15 protein-coding genes are annotated in these 17,238 nt (G+C 56.5%); 13 read left to right on the top strand and 2 right to left on the bottom strand.

Annotated elements, in window-relative coordinates; genetic code table 11:
- The first annotated feature begins 15 nt into the window (after window positions 1-15).
- Together AC4ANK_RS12145 and AC4ANK_RS12140 are read left to right on the top strand one after the other, a co-directional pair.
- Window positions 16-1,581, top strand: coding sequence for a methyl-accepting chemotaxis protein (locus AC4ANK_RS12145; protein ID WP_031595104.1), 1,566 nt, complete (start codon window positions 16-18; stop codon window positions 1,579-1,581).
- A gap of 930 nt (window positions 1,582-2,511) precedes the next feature.
- Window positions 2,512-3,036, top strand: a complete 525-nt coding sequence (locus tag AC4ANK_RS12140) for a hypothetical protein (RefSeq protein ID WP_002554239.1) — start codon at window positions 2,512-2,514, stop codon at window positions 3,034-3,036.
- A 64-nt stretch (window positions 3,037-3,100) separates the two neighbouring features.
- Here the strand turns inward: AC4ANK_RS12140 and AC4ANK_RS12135 are convergent, their stop codons facing one another.
- Window positions 3,101-4,966 carry an autotransporter outer membrane beta-barrel domain-containing protein gene (locus AC4ANK_RS12135; protein ID WP_005731598.1) on the bottom strand — a complete coding sequence of 622 codons (1,866 nt, stop codon included), beginning with the start codon at window positions 4,964-4,966 and terminating at the stop codon, window positions 3,101-3,103.
- Window positions 4,967-5,732: 766 nt separating this feature from the next.
- Here AC4ANK_RS12135 and AC4ANK_RS12130 point away from each other — a divergent pair.
- From AC4ANK_RS12130 to AC4ANK_RS12120, 3 genes are all read left to right on the top strand, one after another.
- Entirely contained in the window at window positions 5,733-7,613 is a 1,881-nt protein-coding gene (locus AC4ANK_RS12130; RefSeq protein ID WP_002554241.1) for a hypothetical protein, read from the top strand.
- A 51-nt stretch (window positions 7,614-7,664) separates the two neighbouring features.
- The gene (locus AC4ANK_RS12125; RefSeq protein ID WP_031595106.1) at window positions 7,665-9,257 is read left to right on the top strand and encodes an immunoglobulin-like domain-containing protein; all 1,593 of its coding nucleotides are present in this window, start codon (window positions 7,665-7,667) and stop codon (window positions 9,255-9,257) included.
- Between the two features lie 91 nt (window positions 9,258-9,348).
- Window positions 9,349-9,807: a hypothetical protein gene (locus tag AC4ANK_RS12120; RefSeq protein ID WP_005731593.1), complete on the top strand. Its 459-nt coding sequence runs from the start codon at window positions 9,349-9,351 to the stop codon at window positions 9,805-9,807.
- A gap of 1 nt (window position 9,808) precedes the next feature.
- On the opposite strand, the gene AC4ANK_RS12115 is transcribed toward AC4ANK_RS12120, so the two are convergent.
- Entirely contained in the window at window positions 9,809-10,498 is a 690-nt protein-coding gene (locus tag AC4ANK_RS12115) for an alpha/beta family hydrolase (RefSeq protein WP_002554245.1), read from the bottom strand.
- A gap of 666 nt (window positions 10,499-11,164) precedes the next feature.
- On the opposite strand from AC4ANK_RS12115, the gene ccoN reads away from it, so the two are divergent.
- The 8 genes from ccoN (at window position 11,165) to AC4ANK_RS12075 (ending at window position 17,238) form a co-directional block, all read left to right on the top strand.
- A complete protein-coding gene (ccoN, locus tag AC4ANK_RS12110) occupies window positions 11,165-12,607 on the top strand; it encodes a cytochrome-c oxidase, cbb3-type subunit I (RefSeq protein WP_002554246.1) in 1,443 nt (480 codons plus the stop codon).
- Complete coding sequence (gene ccoO / locus AC4ANK_RS12105) at window positions 12,607-13,215, top strand: cytochrome-c oxidase, cbb3-type subunit II (RefSeq protein ID WP_002554247.1); 609 nt, start codon at window positions 12,607-12,609, stop codon at window positions 13,213-13,215. Before ccoN ends, ccoO begins: the two co-directional genes overlap by 1 nt.
- A gap of 5 nt (window positions 13,216-13,220) precedes the next feature.
- Complete coding sequence (locus tag AC4ANK_RS12100) at window positions 13,221-13,412, top strand: CcoQ/FixQ family Cbb3-type cytochrome c oxidase assembly chaperone (protein ID WP_002554248.1); 192 nt, start codon at window positions 13,221-13,223, stop codon at window positions 13,410-13,412.
- Window positions 13,409-14,386: a cytochrome-c oxidase, cbb3-type subunit III gene (gene ccoP, locus AC4ANK_RS12095; protein WP_002554249.1), complete on the top strand. Its 978-nt coding sequence runs from the start codon at window positions 13,409-13,411 to the stop codon at window positions 14,384-14,386. The genes AC4ANK_RS12100 and ccoP overlap by 4 nt, the downstream gene beginning before the upstream one ends.
- 124 nt (window positions 14,387-14,510) lie before the next feature.
- Window positions 14,511-14,762, top strand: a complete 252-nt coding sequence (locus tag AC4ANK_RS12090; protein ID WP_002554250.1) for a type II toxin-antitoxin system prevent-host-death family antitoxin — start codon at window positions 14,511-14,513, stop codon at window positions 14,760-14,762.
- Entirely contained in the window at window positions 14,762-15,214 is a 453-nt protein-coding gene (locus AC4ANK_RS12085; protein ID WP_002554251.1) for a type II toxin-antitoxin system VapC family toxin, read from the top strand. The genes AC4ANK_RS12090 and AC4ANK_RS12085 overlap by 1 nt, the downstream gene beginning before the upstream one ends.
- A gap of 64 nt (window positions 15,215-15,278) precedes the next feature.
- The gene (gene ccoG / locus AC4ANK_RS12080; protein ID WP_031595107.1) at window positions 15,279-16,691 is read left to right on the top strand and encodes a cytochrome c oxidase accessory protein CcoG; all 1,413 of its coding nucleotides are present in this window, start codon (window positions 15,279-15,281) and stop codon (window positions 16,689-16,691) included.
- A 10-nt stretch (window positions 16,692-16,701) separates the two neighbouring features.
- Window positions 16,702-17,238 (top strand): FixH family protein, encoded by a 537-nt coding sequence (locus tag AC4ANK_RS12075; protein WP_002554253.1) that lies wholly within the window; start codon window positions 16,702-16,704, stop codon window positions 17,236-17,238.

Here is a 17,238-nt window from a genome sequence, read left to right as displayed (position 1 = left end):
AAGGATCGAAACCCAATGCGCAACAACCAGCCCATCACTCAACATGAGCGGACTTTTCCTGCCGAGCAGCGACTGATCTCCACCACCGACACCCGCGGTACGATCACGTATTGCAACGATGCCTTCGTCGACATCAGTGGTTACAGCGAGGCGGAACTGCTCGGTGCAGCGCACAACACCGTGCGTCACCCGGACGTGCCACCTGCGGTTTTCGAGCACATGTGGACCACTCTCAAAACCGGGCAGCCGTGGATGGGCATCGTCAAGAATCGCTGCAAGAACGGCGATCATTACTGGGTCAACGCCTACGTAACGCCGATGCTGGAAAACCGCAAGGTGGTGGGTTTCGAGTCGGTACGCATCAAACCGACAGCCGAACAGATCCGTCGTGCCGAGGCGCTTTATGCCCGGATCAACAAGGGCAAGAGCGCGATACCGAGCCGCGACAAGTGGCTGCCGGTACTTCAGGACTGGCTGCCGTTCATTCTGGTCAGTCAACTGAGCTTCCTGATCGGCGTATGGCTCAACTCGCATTGGGGCTTTGCCCTGGCGGCGGCGCTTTCAGTGCCACTGGGCCTGCTGGGGTTGTCCTGGCAGCAGCGCGGCACCAAACGTTTGTTGCGCCTGGCCGAGCAGACGACCTCTGACCCACTCATCGCACAGATGTATACCGACAGCCGTGGCCCACAAGCGCGCCTGGAAATGTCGATCCTCAGCCAGGAAGCACGTCTGAAGACTTGTCTCACGCGTTTGCAGGACACCGCCGAACACTTGACCAGTCAGGCTCGTCAGTCCAACTCGCTGGCCAATGCCAGTTCGACCGGGCTGGAGCGCCAGCGTGTGGAAACCGAGCAGGTCGCCGCCGCGATCAACCAGATGGCCGCCACCACCCAGGAAGTCGCCAGCCACGTAAACCGTGCTGCCGATGCCACCCAGCAGGCCAATGAACTGACGCGTCGCGGCCGCGATATCGCCGGTGAAACCCGCGAAGCCATTCAGCGCCTGTCCACCTCGGTGGGTGAAACCGGCCTGACCGTGATCCGACTGGCCAAGGACAGCGATGAAATCGGCGGCGTGGTCGATGTGATCAAAGGCATCGCCGACCAGACCAACCTGCTGGCCCTAAACGCCGCGATCGAAGCGGCGCGCGCCGGCGAGATGGGCCGCGGCTTTGCGGTCGTGGCGGATGAAGTACGCCAGTTGGCGCAACGCACTGCTGAGTCCACCGGGCAGATCCATGGTCTGATCGCCAAACTGCAGCAGACCGCCAACGACGCGGTACAAACCATGGACGCAGGTCGCCGTCAGGCAGAAGAAGGCGTGGCCCGGGTGCTGGAAGCGGACCAGGCACTGGTGGGCATCAGCGAGGCCGTCGCCAACATCACTGACATGACCACCCAGATCGCCACCGCCACTGAAGAGCAAAGCGCCGTCGCCGAGGAGATCAACCGCAATATCGCCACCATCGCCAGCCTGGCTGACCAGACATCGGACGAAGCCCATCGCTCGGCAGTGTTGAGTGGTGAACTGACCGATACGGCAAACTCGCAGTATTCGTTGGTGGAGCGATTTAATCGCTGAGACTTGAGACTGTTTTCAACGCCTCGACAAACTTCGGTTGGTCGGGGCTTTTTTATGGAACGCTAGTGGTGTGCGCGGTTAGTTTTAAATATAAATCTGACAGAATCCGGGAAGCGATCTGAAGACTGCGTAGGATATTTCTTTAACACCTTCGACGACAGCAACGTAGCACTTTTTACCGTTACAGCGCACTCATACTCCGATGAGTTGAAATTCAAGTGGTGCGGTAGTTATTTATTACCCCTGTAACTATCGTTTATCACTTGAGTAAAAACTTCAGCTCTGCGCCATGTGGCGCCTGCCTTTTTAATTGGAGAGACAACTTGCAGGATTTCAGCGAGTACTATCAATTTTCCACACCCGTGTTCCAGCAGCAAGCCCTGTAGATAGCTTTCAGTCAGAGGTTCCTGCCAGCGACCATGTCACGATCAACTATAAGGTCATCGACTGTGCGGACAATGCGTCACTACTCTCGCACTCCGTGACGCTGTCAATGCAGCTTTAAGCACAGCAGCCTACATTTCTTGCCTACAACTTGACGGTTTCGCACGCTGATGCGTGCGAGACCCTAATGATAAAGTTGAGTGAATATTCCTATGCATGAGTGGGAATCTAGACAAAACGCAGTTTTTACCTTTTGTAAGATTTATCTGTAGTTAACGTCCTACAGGTATTTCACGCAGAAAAAGTTCAAGAAAAATACCTGCACCCAGCTTTACCCTTTATTTACAGCATCCTTGACACTAATGATCAATAATTTAGTACGCACATGCTACAAAATGTAACCTCACAACCATACACAACCCGTGCATGGCTTTGAAATGGGCAGACACTTGACCTGAACACTTATGTGCCTTGTAATATTTCCGCTGCCGACAACTGCCGGCATATACATAACAACTCAACTTAATGTCAATAAAAGAGTTTACGATGGATAAAGAACAATCCACGGATGTAGCGGCGCGCACCCAAAAAGAAAAAAACAACCCCAAAAGCGCGAGTGCTGTTCAAGAAGCCCCACCCCACGAGAGCCTCTACCGACAGGCGAGCCCCCTCCATCTTCCGTCCGATATTTCCAACACGCTGAAAGCACCTGTGCTGCCTGACATCGATCCTGATTCCATCAGTCACGAACAGGCACATGCGGGCATTACCATTCATATCCCCGGGTCGGTCAAAATGTGCTGGGGTGACGAAATCCATTTCTATTGGGGGAAAAACCTGTCATCGACAACGCTTTTCCATCGGGTAGGCGAAAACAGCGTGGTACGTGTGCTGTGTATTTCCTACAACTTCACGCCCTATGTTCAGTACGGTCTGGTTGACCTGTATTACGAGCTTTATCGCGATCATCGCCTGATCGGCACATCGCCGGTGTTGCGGGTGAACGTCAACTATGCAGTGCCTGTCACGTCCCGACAGAGGCAACGCAAACGCAGGTTTATCGATCAATAACTGAAGAGCCCCCGGTGATCACTCACCGGGGACTCTGGTGTTGCTCAGGTACTGGCCTTAAGAATCAGAATGCCAGGCGTAGCCCCACATTCGCACCCCAGGGTTGCTCGATATGCCGACCTTTCATGTAATCGAAGTCTGCATGCAGTTTCAGACGCTCGGACAGCGACACCGATACCCCGGCGCCCAGTTCGCCGCGAGAACCGAACAGGCTGTTATCAAATTTAACATCGTTGGCTTTCACCTCGTTATGGCGCGAAAACTCCTGCGCAATGGCGACACGCACATAAGGCTGCAACACTCCGCCATCCTTGAGCGCAACACTGCGGCCGAGCGAGGTGCCAACCTTGCCCAATACCGACTGGGTCTGATCGTTCTTCGCTTTCATGCCGTTGTCCAGGCGCAGCTCCTGCCCCTGAACGACAACGCTGGACAGCTGAGCGAAGGGCTCAAGGAAGTAATCGTCCGCCAGCTTGATGTGGCGGCCGAACTCTACCCAGCCCCCTACCCCGTTGTTGGTGTAGTCACCCTTGGCCTTGCTTGCATCGCTCATGGCAACATCTGCCTTGTTGCGAAAGCGGTTGAGCTTGAGCACCCCGTCAACGTAGTAGCCGTCGTCCGACAGCCAGGTGGCATAGGCACCTGCATAGTAGCTGTCGACTTTTCCCGTAGTACCACGGCTCAAATCGATACCGGACGTGCTGTACCCTCCCAGCACACCCAACACCAATTGGCCGCTGCTGACCTCGACAGGCGCATCGGCACCCAGCGACAGGCCACTTTGCTTCTGCCGGTAGCCGACACCATCACTGGTCGTGGCATTAAGCCTGTTGCCATAGGCACGCATCCAGCCGCCCGCCCTGCCGCTTGCGCGAACCTCGCCCATGCGCGAACGCAGGGTAGAGAGCTCACTCATCCAGATGGCAGGTGCCGCGCTGTAAAGCGCAAGTGCGCTCTGGGTCGAGGGGCTTATGACCTTGTCTTTACCGACGATGAACCAGTCATTGCCCTGTTGCTCCAGCAGATAAGAATAGGCGCCGAGGTCGACACGCCCGCCCAGCAGGCTGAATTGCGCGTCACCACCTTCGGTATGCACCACCTTGAGCGGTGCCATGTCAGCAGAGACAACCTCCACCCCCGTGTTGCGCACCCGCAACCCGAACTGCCCACTGGCCGGGCCGTTGACGTCTATAAGATCTCCGACACCGTTGTCCAGATCCACGCGCAAGCCAAACGTGCCGCCCCCTGACAACTCATTCAGCGAAAGTGTATGGAACCCTTCACCAGCAAACGAAACCCTCCCCCCGTGCAGAGAAAGCGACTTGACGGCATTGTCGCCCTGCATCTGCCAGTGACTGCCCGAGGTAATCGCCAGACGGTTGCCATTGACGATGTTGCCGTTCAATTGCGCGTCGTTTTGCAGCGTGATGTTCAGGGTGCTGGTGTCATCGGCGACAAGGTCGCCGTAGAGGGTGCTGTTGTCGACGTTGAAGTTGACAGTGCTGTGATCTTCCACCTCCAGCAGGTTGCCATTTCCGGCCCATAGCTCGGAATGGTTTTGCACAGCAATGTCGGCCTCGATGTCGAGCGCAGCGCGCTGGTTTACTTTGATGGCGGCCCCGGCCAAACCCTGGACTATCGATCGGTCAATCACAGCAACGGACTTGTTTCCGACCAGTATTCCGGCTTGGGATCCATCTACCAGATGGATTCCATTCATGTCGCCTGTCACATGACTGTTGTCGGCGATCAGCACATTGGCGCCAGAAACAAAAATCCCCTGGCCACTTTTGCTTTGCGACGCAAACCCGCGCACATCGGTATTGAAAATACTCAGCGCCCCCCACAACCCGACTGAAATACCGTAGCCCGATCCCGATACATCGCTTGAATGAGCCGATACCGTGGAGCCAGGGTTGATAGAGCCCATCACTCCATGAAGAACAATGCCGCTATCTGTCGCGTTTTTCACGGTAGCGTTGGAGAGACTACCCAGCGCATCGGAAAGGCTGATACCGCTTTCAACCACGCCGGACTGAATATTGACAGTAGCGTCTCTCACAACCACCTGGTCTGCTCGCCCACCGACAATATTAAGAATACTTTGATCACCAATATGATAAGAATCGAAGGGAGTATCAGGACCTACGGTAATGATTTCAGCCCGTCTAACGGTTTCATCTGGCAACTTTTCATCCGGCCACAATCCGGTGACTGCTTCAGTGTCTAAAGACAGACCATTATTATCGCTCGATGCCGCTGCCGACGCCTGCACATTAGCTAGAGCACCAAAGGCAATCACGGCAAGTTGAAACGCGCCACCCCGCGACTTAACGACATTACTTCTTCTACTAGACACCGTCCATCTCCTCGTTTTTTTGAGAGTGGAAAGATAGCTCACTTAATTCATAAACTCTGGCCCTGTTCAATACCCAAAACGTAGGATCATTCCCAAAATAATATAAGAATTTTCTTACAGCGAGCATCCAAATGGACGCCAAGCAAAAAATTCGCAAACCAATTAAATAATTCCCACGCAACCACTTGACCAACCCACTAAAACCCTATTACGTCCAATTGTGACTGGGAACATCATTAGCTCTTTCGCCAAGTACCAGCCAAAAAAACCTTATTCAGAAACGCGCTCGAAAAAGTAGGAAATCCCCTACAAAATTTTAATGACAAGGCATCTACACATGAAAAATTGCTCAAACAACTATCTCCCAACACCTGTTTCAGTTTCCGGAAACAGGCATCGAAACTTGAATCTTGTATTGACTGCACCCGATATTGCAGTCGCATTTCATGATCAGGATACGCCAGGGCTCATACCGGTCGCTGACGCATCCCAAACGTTGACGGTCGATCTCGTTGTATGGCCAGCCGCACTTCCTGGTTACACCTATCAACTGCTGTTCAACAGTATCGCGACCGGTCCCCGAAAACTGATTCTGCCCTCACATGCACCAGGAGACCCCCTGCACCTGGAGATCCCGGCCGAACTGTTGCTGGAAGGTTTCCACGATGTCGCGTACGTCGTTGTCAATCCGATCAATCAGGTAGAACAGAAATCGGAAATTTTCCGGATTCAGATCGACCGGACAGCGCCAGGCGCTCCGGAGCTTGCTGCCATACAGTTCCCAGCCGAGATCCAGAACGGTCTGACTGCCGCCGAGCTCGATCAACTGGGTGGCCAACTTGATGTACAGATTGCCGGCTACACCGGTATGGCCAAGCATGACCGCATTCTGACCAGGTGGGGAGATATCGTAGGCCCCACTGCTGTCGTCAACGAAACCGATATGGGGCTGGACAAGGTCTCGGTCACTTTTACACGAGCGTTTCTACAAACGTTGGGGGAGGAAGAAAAGCAGGTGTGTTACCAGGTCATCGACCGTGCGGGCAACCCTTCAATCCTCTCGAACACTGTAGAGGTGAAATTAAGGCTGAAAGACTTGCCTTCTGATTATCCGGCACCTGTCATTGATCAAGCGGTAGGCGATCTGGTTGATTATCTGGAAGCTCAAGCGGGAGTACTTGTCGACATCCCCCATTATCCGGGCGCAGCGGCGCTTGATAGCATCCAGCTATTCTGGGGCACCAGTAATCCCTTGACCCCTGTATTCGTCGCGCCTGGCGACGAAGATGAAGCCGTCATACTCACGTTGAAACTGCCATTTGAGGCCATTGCCCAAGGTCCGCAAGGCGACACAGCGGTTCATTATGAAGTGTTTCGCAACGGCGAACTGACGGGCACATCGCTGGACACCCATATAGACGTTTTTACAACACTTCCCTTCCCCACCCCCTTGAACAATTTGACGATACAAGGGACGAGCGTACAAAACCCGAACACTCAGGACAACTTTATCGATGAAGACGATTACGAGTTGAACGGCAGAGGGGGGGTGGCCTGGAATACGGGGTTCGAAATCAATGATGATCTGAACCTGTACTGGGGCAATCAGGTAAAAACGCAGTGGTATCAAATACGGTCTAGCGACGTTGCAGCGGCAAGAGACTTGATTATTCCGATTGATAACGAGCTGATGAAGTTGCAAGGCACCGGCGAAGCCATTCCCGTGTATTTCACAGTCACGCGTACAGGAAACCCAAACAGTATGACGAGTCCGACTCAGCCTGTAACAGTACGGTCTCGAGAAGAGCAACCCGGTGGCGAAAACGGATTGACCGGGCCCACGTTCAATCTCACGTCCAACGGAGTGCTGGGCCCCAATGAAAATCCGGACGGTGCCGATGTAAAAGTTTCACCTTATGTAAATATTGCCGAGGGCCAGAAGATCACCTTCACGTTCAAGGGTTTTGACGACTTCAATAATCCCATCGAAGCCGCTACTTATGTGACGACTCGTAAGCTGGATGAAGTGGATGTTGTGCAAGGGCATGTATTCAAGGTCCCTCAGATCAACACACTGCTTATTTGCACAGGGTTTGCGGAGGCGAGTTATACCGTCGACCCTGTCGAAGGCAGCAATCAAAGTCCGGCAAACTCCACGGTCACTCGCGTCATCGTGCATATGCTTAAACCTACCGACTTTACCTGTCTGGGTCGCTAAACCGTTGCGGGCTCACAACGCCCGCAACTTTTAAACTTATAAGGAACACCCATGTATAACCTTGCGACTGAAAAAAAAGAAACCGTGCTGACTGCGCCAGTCATCGCAGCCGCCTTGAACGATGGGCTATTACCCATCGACAGTTTGAACACGCCCCTCGAAGTGCTGTTGAACGTCTGGCAAGGCGCGCGCCCCGGCTATACCTATCAGCTGTACTTCGATGGAGTGCTTATTGGTCTCAAGAAAGAGATCCTGCTTTCGCAGATGCCAGGTGACGACCTCATGCTGCACATTCCATCCGAGCTGTTGACGGAAGGTCGTCACTCTGTGGCTTACGCGGTCGAAAACCCGATCAATATGGTCGTCGAGTTTTCTGCCGAGGCAGTTGTAATCGTAGACCTTACCCCGCCTGGCGATCCGCTGCTGGCCCCCATCATTTTTCCCACGCAGGTACAGAACGGTCTGACCTCAGAAGAACTGCAAACCATGGGTAACGTGCTTTCAGGGACGATTGCCAGCTACAACGGCATGCAGGAGGGCGATGTTGTCCGCACCTACTGGAATGATCTGCCCGGTCCGATGGCGGTGGTGAGCAGTGATGACGTGGGTCTTAAACGAACAATGGTCGACTTCGCCAGGCCGTTTCTGGAGTTGATCGGCGACATTGAGGCGCCGGTTTACTACACGATTACAGATCTGGCAGGGAATCTGTCCATGGCCTCGGAGGCGGTGGACGTGAAGCTGCAACTCGCGCAAGCAACGCCCCTGCCCACTCCAACCATAAAAGAAGCCACCGGCAACACGCTAGACCCAGCTAACGCCCCATCCGGGGCAACCGTAGTGATCGACGCCACCGCCAACCTGAAAGCCGGCGATCAGGTGATCGTGCAATGGCAAGGGCCCAACGGCAATGACACACGGGAAAAGACGCTGACCGGCGCGGACGCGGGCAAGACGCTGGAGGTAGTGTTTGCTGCGGCGCTGGTAACGGCAAACGCCGGGCAGACGGTGGCGGTTTCTTATGTGGTCAATCGCGTCAATGGTCTGGTACAGGTATCCGACACACTGGCCTTGCAGATTCTGATGGGGCAGCCCGAGCTGGTGCTGGACACTTCGCCGGTTACGCTGGCCGGCAAGGTTTATCTGCTTCCGGGCTCGCCGGACCTGCTGCCGAACTTCCCGGCCGACACCACCCTTCAGCGTCAGGCCAGCGGCGGACAGGCACCCTATCAGTACACATCGAGCAACCCGCTGGTCGCGAAAGTGGACAGCAACGGCCTGGCCTCGGTTCGAGGCAACGGCACGGCCACCATTACGGCGTCCGATGCTTCGGGCGCGAGTAAAAGCTACCTGATCACCGTCGTCGGCGTCATCCATTGCATCGGCCTGGGCAGCGGGAGCTTTTCTCAGATCAGCAAAAACGCAGGCAACAACGGCGCAAGGATTCCGACTATTCACGAACTGGTGGAGATCTATAACCTGTACGGCAATCGCTGGCCGATGGGCAACGGTAATTATTGGTCGTCCACTGTTTCAAGCGCCGGCATCGGGGGCTGGAACTGGTACTACGTGAAGAACATGGTCTCTGGCGGAAACTTCAAGTTGAAGAGCCACAACTCCAGTCTTGGCGTTGGCATCAGATGATCGAAAACTGATGAACCTGTAATTATCAAACAGGGCGTTACCTGAGAGGGCAACGCCCTGCTTCTATTCATACGTTCTACAGAGTCAGGCCATGCACCCCACCACATCCCCAGCCAAACGCTTTGTTCGTCCCGCGTCGTGTGAAGGCAGCTTTCAGGCCTGCGTCAATAAGCGACCGTTCAAGGTGCTTGCCCTGGCGGGCCAATTGACCCTGCGGGCTGAGCTGGAGCAGGCACCCGATCAGTGGGTATGGAAGCTGATCGTCGACGGCAAGGTGGGCACAAAACGAACGACTATCGGGCTGTTTCTGGACAACGACCTGAAACCCGGTGATCACAATCTGCCAGGCCATGCCCAGATCAAAGTGATTTACAACGAGACGCAGCACCGGCAGAACACCCTCTATCATTCGGCACACTTTCAAAACGGCACCCTGAGCCTGTTGGAAGCCAATCCCTATACTCTGCGCCTGCGCGGACGCTTCAGTTTCAGCATGTCATCGATTAATTTCGAAGTGACCAACGGCTTTTTCGACGTACATTGCCGATAAATCAGGTGCGCAGAAAGCGGGCAATCACTTGCGCCGACTCGACCAGGCATTGTTCATGGCTGATACCTGCGACTTTCAATGGTTTGAGGTCGTGATTGGCGGTCGGCAACCAGTGCAGTTGAATAGCGCTGGACAACGCATAACCCTCCACTGCTTCGCGATTACCCAACGCATCGCGCTCGCCCTGAACGATCAGAGCAGGTGTTTTCAATTCAGCCAGATGGGCCACGCGCGGTTTCTCCGGCTTGCCCACGGCATAGAACGGATACCCCAGGCAAACCAGCGCATCCGCCTCGATCTCATCGGCAATCAGGCTGGCCATTCGCCCGCCCATCGACTTGCCGCCAACAGCAAGTCGCCCAGCCACAAAAGGCCTGACCAAGGCATAGACCTCTCGCCAGCATTCCAGCAATTGCGCCTGCGGATTGGGCGGACGCTTGCTGCCGCCGTGACGCCGCAGGGCCATGTAAGGAAACTCGAAGCGCAGGACGCTGACGCCTTGCGCCGCAATATCGGTGGCCATGTGGCTCATGAAATCGCTGTCCATCGGTGCGCCTGCGCCATGTGCCAGCAGCAAGGTGGGCGCCTCCTGCGCGTCTGCCCGCAGGGTGGGCGTCCATAACCAGCCTTTTTCGTTGATCAGTTGCAGCCATTGATCCTTGCCAGTGCCGGGCTGTGGGCCTTTGCTCATGCTTGCCTCGTTCAGATGAATCTCAGAGTAGCCCGCTACTATAACCGCGAATCCTGCGTGAATCGCGCAAGCGCAGAGCGCGTGGACGCACCGACAGGCCCTGCCGGACAGCCACCATTCAGGTCCGCCCGGTTAATCTGCCAAGGTGCACAAGGTAAAAGTACCAAGGCGATGAGCGCCCCAAACCTGACACCGCCGGGCGGTTTCATTGACGGTACTGGCCTCGCACAATTGCAACAGAACCGCTGAGTCGGTCGCCAGAGTCATATGCCTGCTCAGGCCAGTTTGCTGGGCTATGACAGATGCAACCGCCGATTGAACATGCGTGACAGTCTTTGCGCGAGTCCTGATCAACTCGTCTGTACGCGAGGGTCGCCACCGCTTTGCTCCAATCCAGCGGCGATGCGTGAACTCCGCACCCTGCAACGGGGTGCGGAATACTCGCTGACAATACAACGCAGATTATCCGCTCCGCGCTGCGGCTTCCCACACCCTTCTTTCAAAGCTAAACTCGTCGACACACGTCTGCTGCAACCATTTGACGCTCGCTAATGTGCCTGTCTGTTCCTGCCCCTGCCTTTTCGTGTGCCTCGATGCCATTTCCAGCGATGCATCGCCCGAGCCCGATTACGTCTGCGGTCAACATCTGAATCGTGGAAGTCTGTAATGAACACAACAACCAGTCCGACGACCTACAACTACACAGTGGTGCGCCAGTTTGCCATCATGACCGTGGTCTGGGGCGTGATCGGCATGAGCCTGGGAGTGTTCATCGCTTCGCAGCTGGTCTGGCCGGGACTGAACCTGGAACTTGAATGGACTACCTTCGGACGCCTGCGGCCGTTGCACACCAACCTGGTGATCTTTGCGTTCGGTGGCTGCGCGCTGTTTGCCACCTCTTATTACGTGGTACAGCGCACCTGCCAGACACGGCTTGTTTCCGATGGCCTCGCGGCGTTTACCTTCTGGGGCTGGCAAGCCGTGATTGTCGGCGCCATCGTGACGCTGCCGATGGGCTACACCACCACCAAGGAATATGCCGAACTTGAATGGCCGGTGGCCATTCTGCTGGCGATCGTCTGGGCCGCCTACGCTGCGGTGTTTTTCGGCACCATCGTCAAACGCCGGACCCGGCATATCTATGTCGCCAACTGGTTTTACGGCGCATTCATCGTGGTGACCGGCATGCTGCACATCGTCAACCACATCTCGCTGCCGGTCAGCCTGTTCAAATCCTATTCGGCCTACGCCGGAGCGACCGACGCCATGATCCAGTGGTGGTACGGGCACAATGCCGTAGGTTTTTTCCTGACTACCGGCTTTCTCGGCATGATGTATTACTTCGTGCCCAAACAGGCCGAGCGCCCGGTGTACTCGTATCGTTTGTCCATCGTGCATTTCTGGGCATTGATCACCCTGTATATCTGGGCCGGTCCGCACCATCTGCACTACACCGCCCTGCCAGACTGGGCACAGTCGCTGGGTATGGTCATGTCGATCATTCTGCTGGTACCCAGCTGGGGCGGGATGATCAACGGCATGATGACACTGTCGGGTGCATGGCATAAGTTGCGGACCGATTCGATACTGCGCTTTCTCGTGGTCTCGCTGGCGTTCTATGGCATGTCGACCTTTGAAGGCCCGATGATGGCAATCAAGACCGTCAACTCGCTGTCGCACTACACCGACTGGACCATCGGCCACGTACATGCCGGGGCATTGGGCTGGGTGGCGATGATTACCATCGGGTCGGTTTATCACATGATCCCGAAACTCTACGCCCGTCCGCACATGCACAGTGTCGGCCTGATCAACACGCATTTCTGGCTCGCGACCGTCGGTACTGTGCTGTACATCACCTCGATGTGGGTCAATGGCATCACCCAGGGCCTGATGTGGCGTGCAGTGAACGACGACGGCACGCTGACCTATTCCTTCATCGAGACCATGCAGGCCAGTCACTCCGGCTACATCGTGCGCGCCATCGGCGGTGCCATCTTCACCAGCGGCATGCTGTTGATGGCCTACAACGTGATACGTACAGTGCGAGCCTCTGACCCGCAGGCGGCCGAGGCCGCTGCGCGCATTGCCGTCGTGGGAGCGCATTGATGAAACATGATGTGCTCGAAAAAAACATCGGCCTGCTGGCGTTCTTTATGGTTATTGCCGTGAGCATCGGCGGGCTGACGCAGATCGTCCCGCTGTTTTTTCAGGATGTGACCAATCAACCGATCGAAGGCATGAAACCACGCAGCGCGCTGGAGGTAGAAGGCCGCGATGTATTCATCGCCAATGGTTGCGTAGGCTGCCACTCACAGATGATCCGGCCATTACGCGCCGAAACCGAACGCTACGGGCATTACTCGGTGGCGGGCGAAAGCGTCTGGGACCATCCGTTTCTATGGGGTTCCAAACGCACCGGGCCGGACCTGGCCAGGATCGGCGGTCGCTACTCGGATGAGTGGCACCGTGTGCACCTGAATAACCCTCGGGACGTGGTCCCAACGTCGATCATGCCCGCCTATCCGTTTCTGGCCGAGAAAAAGATCGACAGCACGCAGACGGCAAAAAAGCTGCAAGTGCTGCGTACCCTTGGCACCCCGTACACCGACGCGGACATCGCCGGTGCGGCCGCCGCCGTGCAGGGCAAGACTGAAATGGACGCGCTGGTGGCCTATCTGCAAGGCCTCGGCACGCTCATCAAGAGCAAACGGTGAACATGATGGACATCGGAATGATTCGAGGCCTTGGCACACTGGTCGTGATGGTTGCGTTCATCGGCCTGATGCTGTGGGTGTTCAGCCCTGCCCGCAAGGCGCACTTCGACGATGCGACCCTGTTGCCTTTCGCAGATGACCCCGAGGCCATAGGCAGGGTCGAGCGCGCCAGGGCTGAACGGGAAGATCAACCATGAGTACGTTCTGGAGCCTGTACGTCGCGGTCCTGACGCTGGGCACAATCATCGCCATGCTCTGGCTGCTGCTGTCCACGCGCAAAGGTCAGCCCGACGAACCGACAGATGAGACCGTCGGCCATGCGTTCGACGGCATTGAGGAGTACGACAACCCACTACCCAGATGGTGGTTCTATCTATTCATAGCGACCATCGTTTTTGCGCTGGGGTATCTAGTCCTGTACCCGGGCTTGGGCAACTGGAAGGGTTTGCTGCCCGGTTACGACTATCGGGACAAGGACAGCAAAGTGCAATTCTCCGACGGCCAGCAAGGCTGGAGCAGTGTCCACGAATGGGAACGGGAAGTGGCCGTTGCCGAGGCCCGCTATGGCCCGCTGTTCGCCAAATACGCCGCCATGCCCGTCGAGGAGGTAGCCAAAGACCCACAGGCGCTGAAAATCGGTGCTCGCCTGTTTGCCTCCAACTGCTCGGTCTGCCACGGCTCTGACGCGAAAGGCGCCTACGGCTTTCCCAATCTGACCGATGCCGACTGGCGCTGGGGCGGCGACGCTCAGGCGATCAAGACGTCGATCATGGCCGGGCGCATGGGCGTGATGCCCGCCCTGGGCGAAGTGCTGGGCGAACAGGGTGTGCGTGATGTGTCGGCCTACGTGCTGAACCAACTGAACGCCCGGCAGTTGCCCGAAGGTGCCAAAGCTGACCCGGTCGCGGGCCAGAAGACCTTCGCGACACTCTGCGTTGCCTGTCACGGGCCAGAAGGCAAGGGAATGCCGATTCTCGGCGCGCCGGACCTGACGCATCCCAACGCGTTTATCTACGGTTCCAGCTTCGCGCAGTTGCAGCAGACCATTCGCGATGGCCGCCAGGGCCAGATGCCCGCTCAGCAGGTACTGCGAGGCAATGACCGGGTTCACATTCTGGCTGCCTATGTTTACAGCATGTCCCGCCAGGAGAAGCCACCTGAATCCAGATGACGCGGCTCGATTAGCGCATGGTTGTTGCATTCTGAAAGAACAAATTCGTTGTAGTTACATCTCTACATGACTAGACTCCTTCACGACCACAATAATCTGTCTACTCATTCTGGAAGTCGCGCACATGACCACTACCCTCTCCAGCCGTGAATTCAATCAGGACACCAGCGGGGCCAAGAAGGCCGCGAATGAAGGCCCCGTGTTCATTACCGACCGAGGTCGCCCGGCCCATGTGCTGCTTTGCATCGAGGATTACCTGAAGCTGACCGGCAGCGCAGCAAGCATCGCCGACATGCTGATAATGCCCACTGACATCGATATCGAATTCGAGCCTCAGCGTGCCGTGATCACCCCGCGACAGGTTGATCTGTCCTGATGTTCCTGCTCGACACCAACGTGGTTTCAGAGCTCAGAAAGCGCACTGCAGACGCCAACGTGCTTCGCTGGTCGCGAACACAGATGGCCTCCAGCCTGTTCATCTCGTCCATCACGATTCTTGAGCTCGAAACAGGTATCCTGCGTATCGAACGCCGCGACCCGGCACAGGGTGCAGTATTGCGAATGTGGCTTGACCAGCATGTATTGAAAGCGTTCGCCGGGCGTATCCTGACAGTCGATACTCAGGTCGCAAGGCGCTGCGCCCAACTGCATGTTCCCGACCCGCGCAGCGAATGCGATGCGTTGATCGCGGCTACTGCGCTGGTGCATGGCATGACTGTGGTCACACGCAACACAATCGATTTTCAGTCGTGCGGGGTCGCGCTGCTCAACCCCTGGGTCAGCCAGTTGAATGAAGAAGCGGCCGTTTACTCACGTGCGTCACGTTGAACGCGGATGTAAACCTGCCTGACCTGTATCGGCCCGGGCTACTCCACCGCCGCTGGACCCATCAATGAGCAACCAGATTCCAGTACACGACATCACACCGCCATCCGAAAAAAGCGGCGAATTCATCGACCTCTATGCCTCGCGCGAGAAAATCCACACCCGCGCGTTCAAAGGTCTGTTTCGCAATGTGCGCATGTTGGGCGGTGCCGTGTTGCTGCTTATCTTTTTTGGCACGGTCTGGCTCAATAAAGGTGGGCACCAGGCGGTCTGGTGGGACCTGCCGCAACGCAAGTTCTACATCTTCGGCGCGACGTTCTGGCCGCAGGATTTCATCCTGTTGTCCGGCATTCTGATCGTTGCAGCCTTCGGGCTGTTCTTCATCACGGTCTATGCCGGACGGGTATGGTGCGGCTACACCTGCCCGCAAAGCGTCTGGACCTGGATGTTCATGTGGTGCGAGAAAGTCACCGAGGGTGACCGCAACCAGCGCATCAGGCTTGACCATGCCCCGATGAGCACCGGCAAACTGGCGCGCAAGCTCGCCAAGCACAGCCTGTGGCTGCTGATCGGCTTTGCCACGGGCATGACCTTCGTGGGTTACTTCTCTCCCATTCGCGACTTGTGCATTGATCTGTTCACGGGCGAAGCGGATGGCTGGGCGTATTTCTGGGTCGGCTTCTTCACCCTGGCCACTTACCTCAATGCAGGCTGGCTGCGCGAGCAGGTGTGCATCTATATGTGCCCCTACGCGCGGTTCCAGAGCGTGATGTTCGACAAGGACACGCTGATCATCTCCTACGACCAGAATCGTGGCGAAGCCCGAGGCCCGCGCAAGAAGGAGGCTGATCCTCAGGCACTGGGGCTGGGTGACTGCATCGACTGCATGATGTGCGTGCAGGTCTGCCCGACCGGCATCGACATTCGTGACGGCCTGCAGGTGGAATGCATCAGCTGTGCGGCGTGCGTCGATGCCTGCGATACAGTCATGGACAAGATGGACTACCCTCGCGGCCTGATTCGCTACACCACCGAACACAATCTGTCCGGGCAGCGCACCCGCACCTTGCGCCCGCGCCTGATCGGTTATGCACTGGTTCTGTTGCTGATGATCGGGCTGCTGATCGCGGCCTTCTGCATGCGTGGGCTGGTGGGTCTGGAGGTCAGCAAGGACCGTATGCTTTTTCGGGAAAACGCCGAAGGCCGTATCGAAAACGTCTACACCGTGAAAGTGATGAACAAGGATCAGGTGGATCACGACTATGTGCTGGAGGCCAGCGGCCTGCCCGACCTGAAACTGCAGGGCCGTCGGGAAATAAACGTCCCGGCAGGCGAGATCGTCAGCCTGCCGGTGGAGCTCTCCAGCGCGCCCGAAAAGCTCCCGGCACACAGCAATGAAGTCACCTTTACCCTCAAGGACATCGACAGCGACACACATGTCGACACCAAAAGCCGTTTCATCGGCCCACCTCTTCGTTAAGAGCACCGTCATGCCCGTTGCGACTGCTGCAAGCCCTTGGTACAGGCACCTCTGGCCATGGATCATCATCGCCATTCTGACCTGCTCGGTGACGTTGAGCCTGTCGATGGTGTTCATTGCAGTCACCAACCCTGACCCGCTGGTTACCGATAATTACTACGAGGCCGGCAAAGGCATCAATCGCTCGCTGAATCGGGAAGTGCTTGCGCAAAACCTCAAACTGCACGCCCGTGTACATCTGGACGAGTTGACCGGCGAAGTCGAGCTGCGCCTGAGCGGCAACAGCAACCCGGAGCGTCTGGAGTTGAACCTTATTTCGCCGACGCGCCCTGCCAGTGATCGCCGTGTGTTCCTGACCCGCAGCCCGTCTGAACCGGGCCGTTACATCGGGCAGTTGCAAGACCGGGTCGAGGGTCGGCGCTTTGTGGAACTGCTGGGTGTCGAAGGCGACCAGACCTGGCGTCTGTTCGAAGAAGAGCAGGTCGACGCTGCTGACCTGACCCTGGGCGACGAACCCCTGCAAGCCGCGCAACGCCGGAAAGACTGA

The organism is Pseudomonas sp. Pmew2 (genome assembly GCF_058129885.1).
This window is presented reverse-complemented; position numbering and strand designations above follow the sequence as displayed.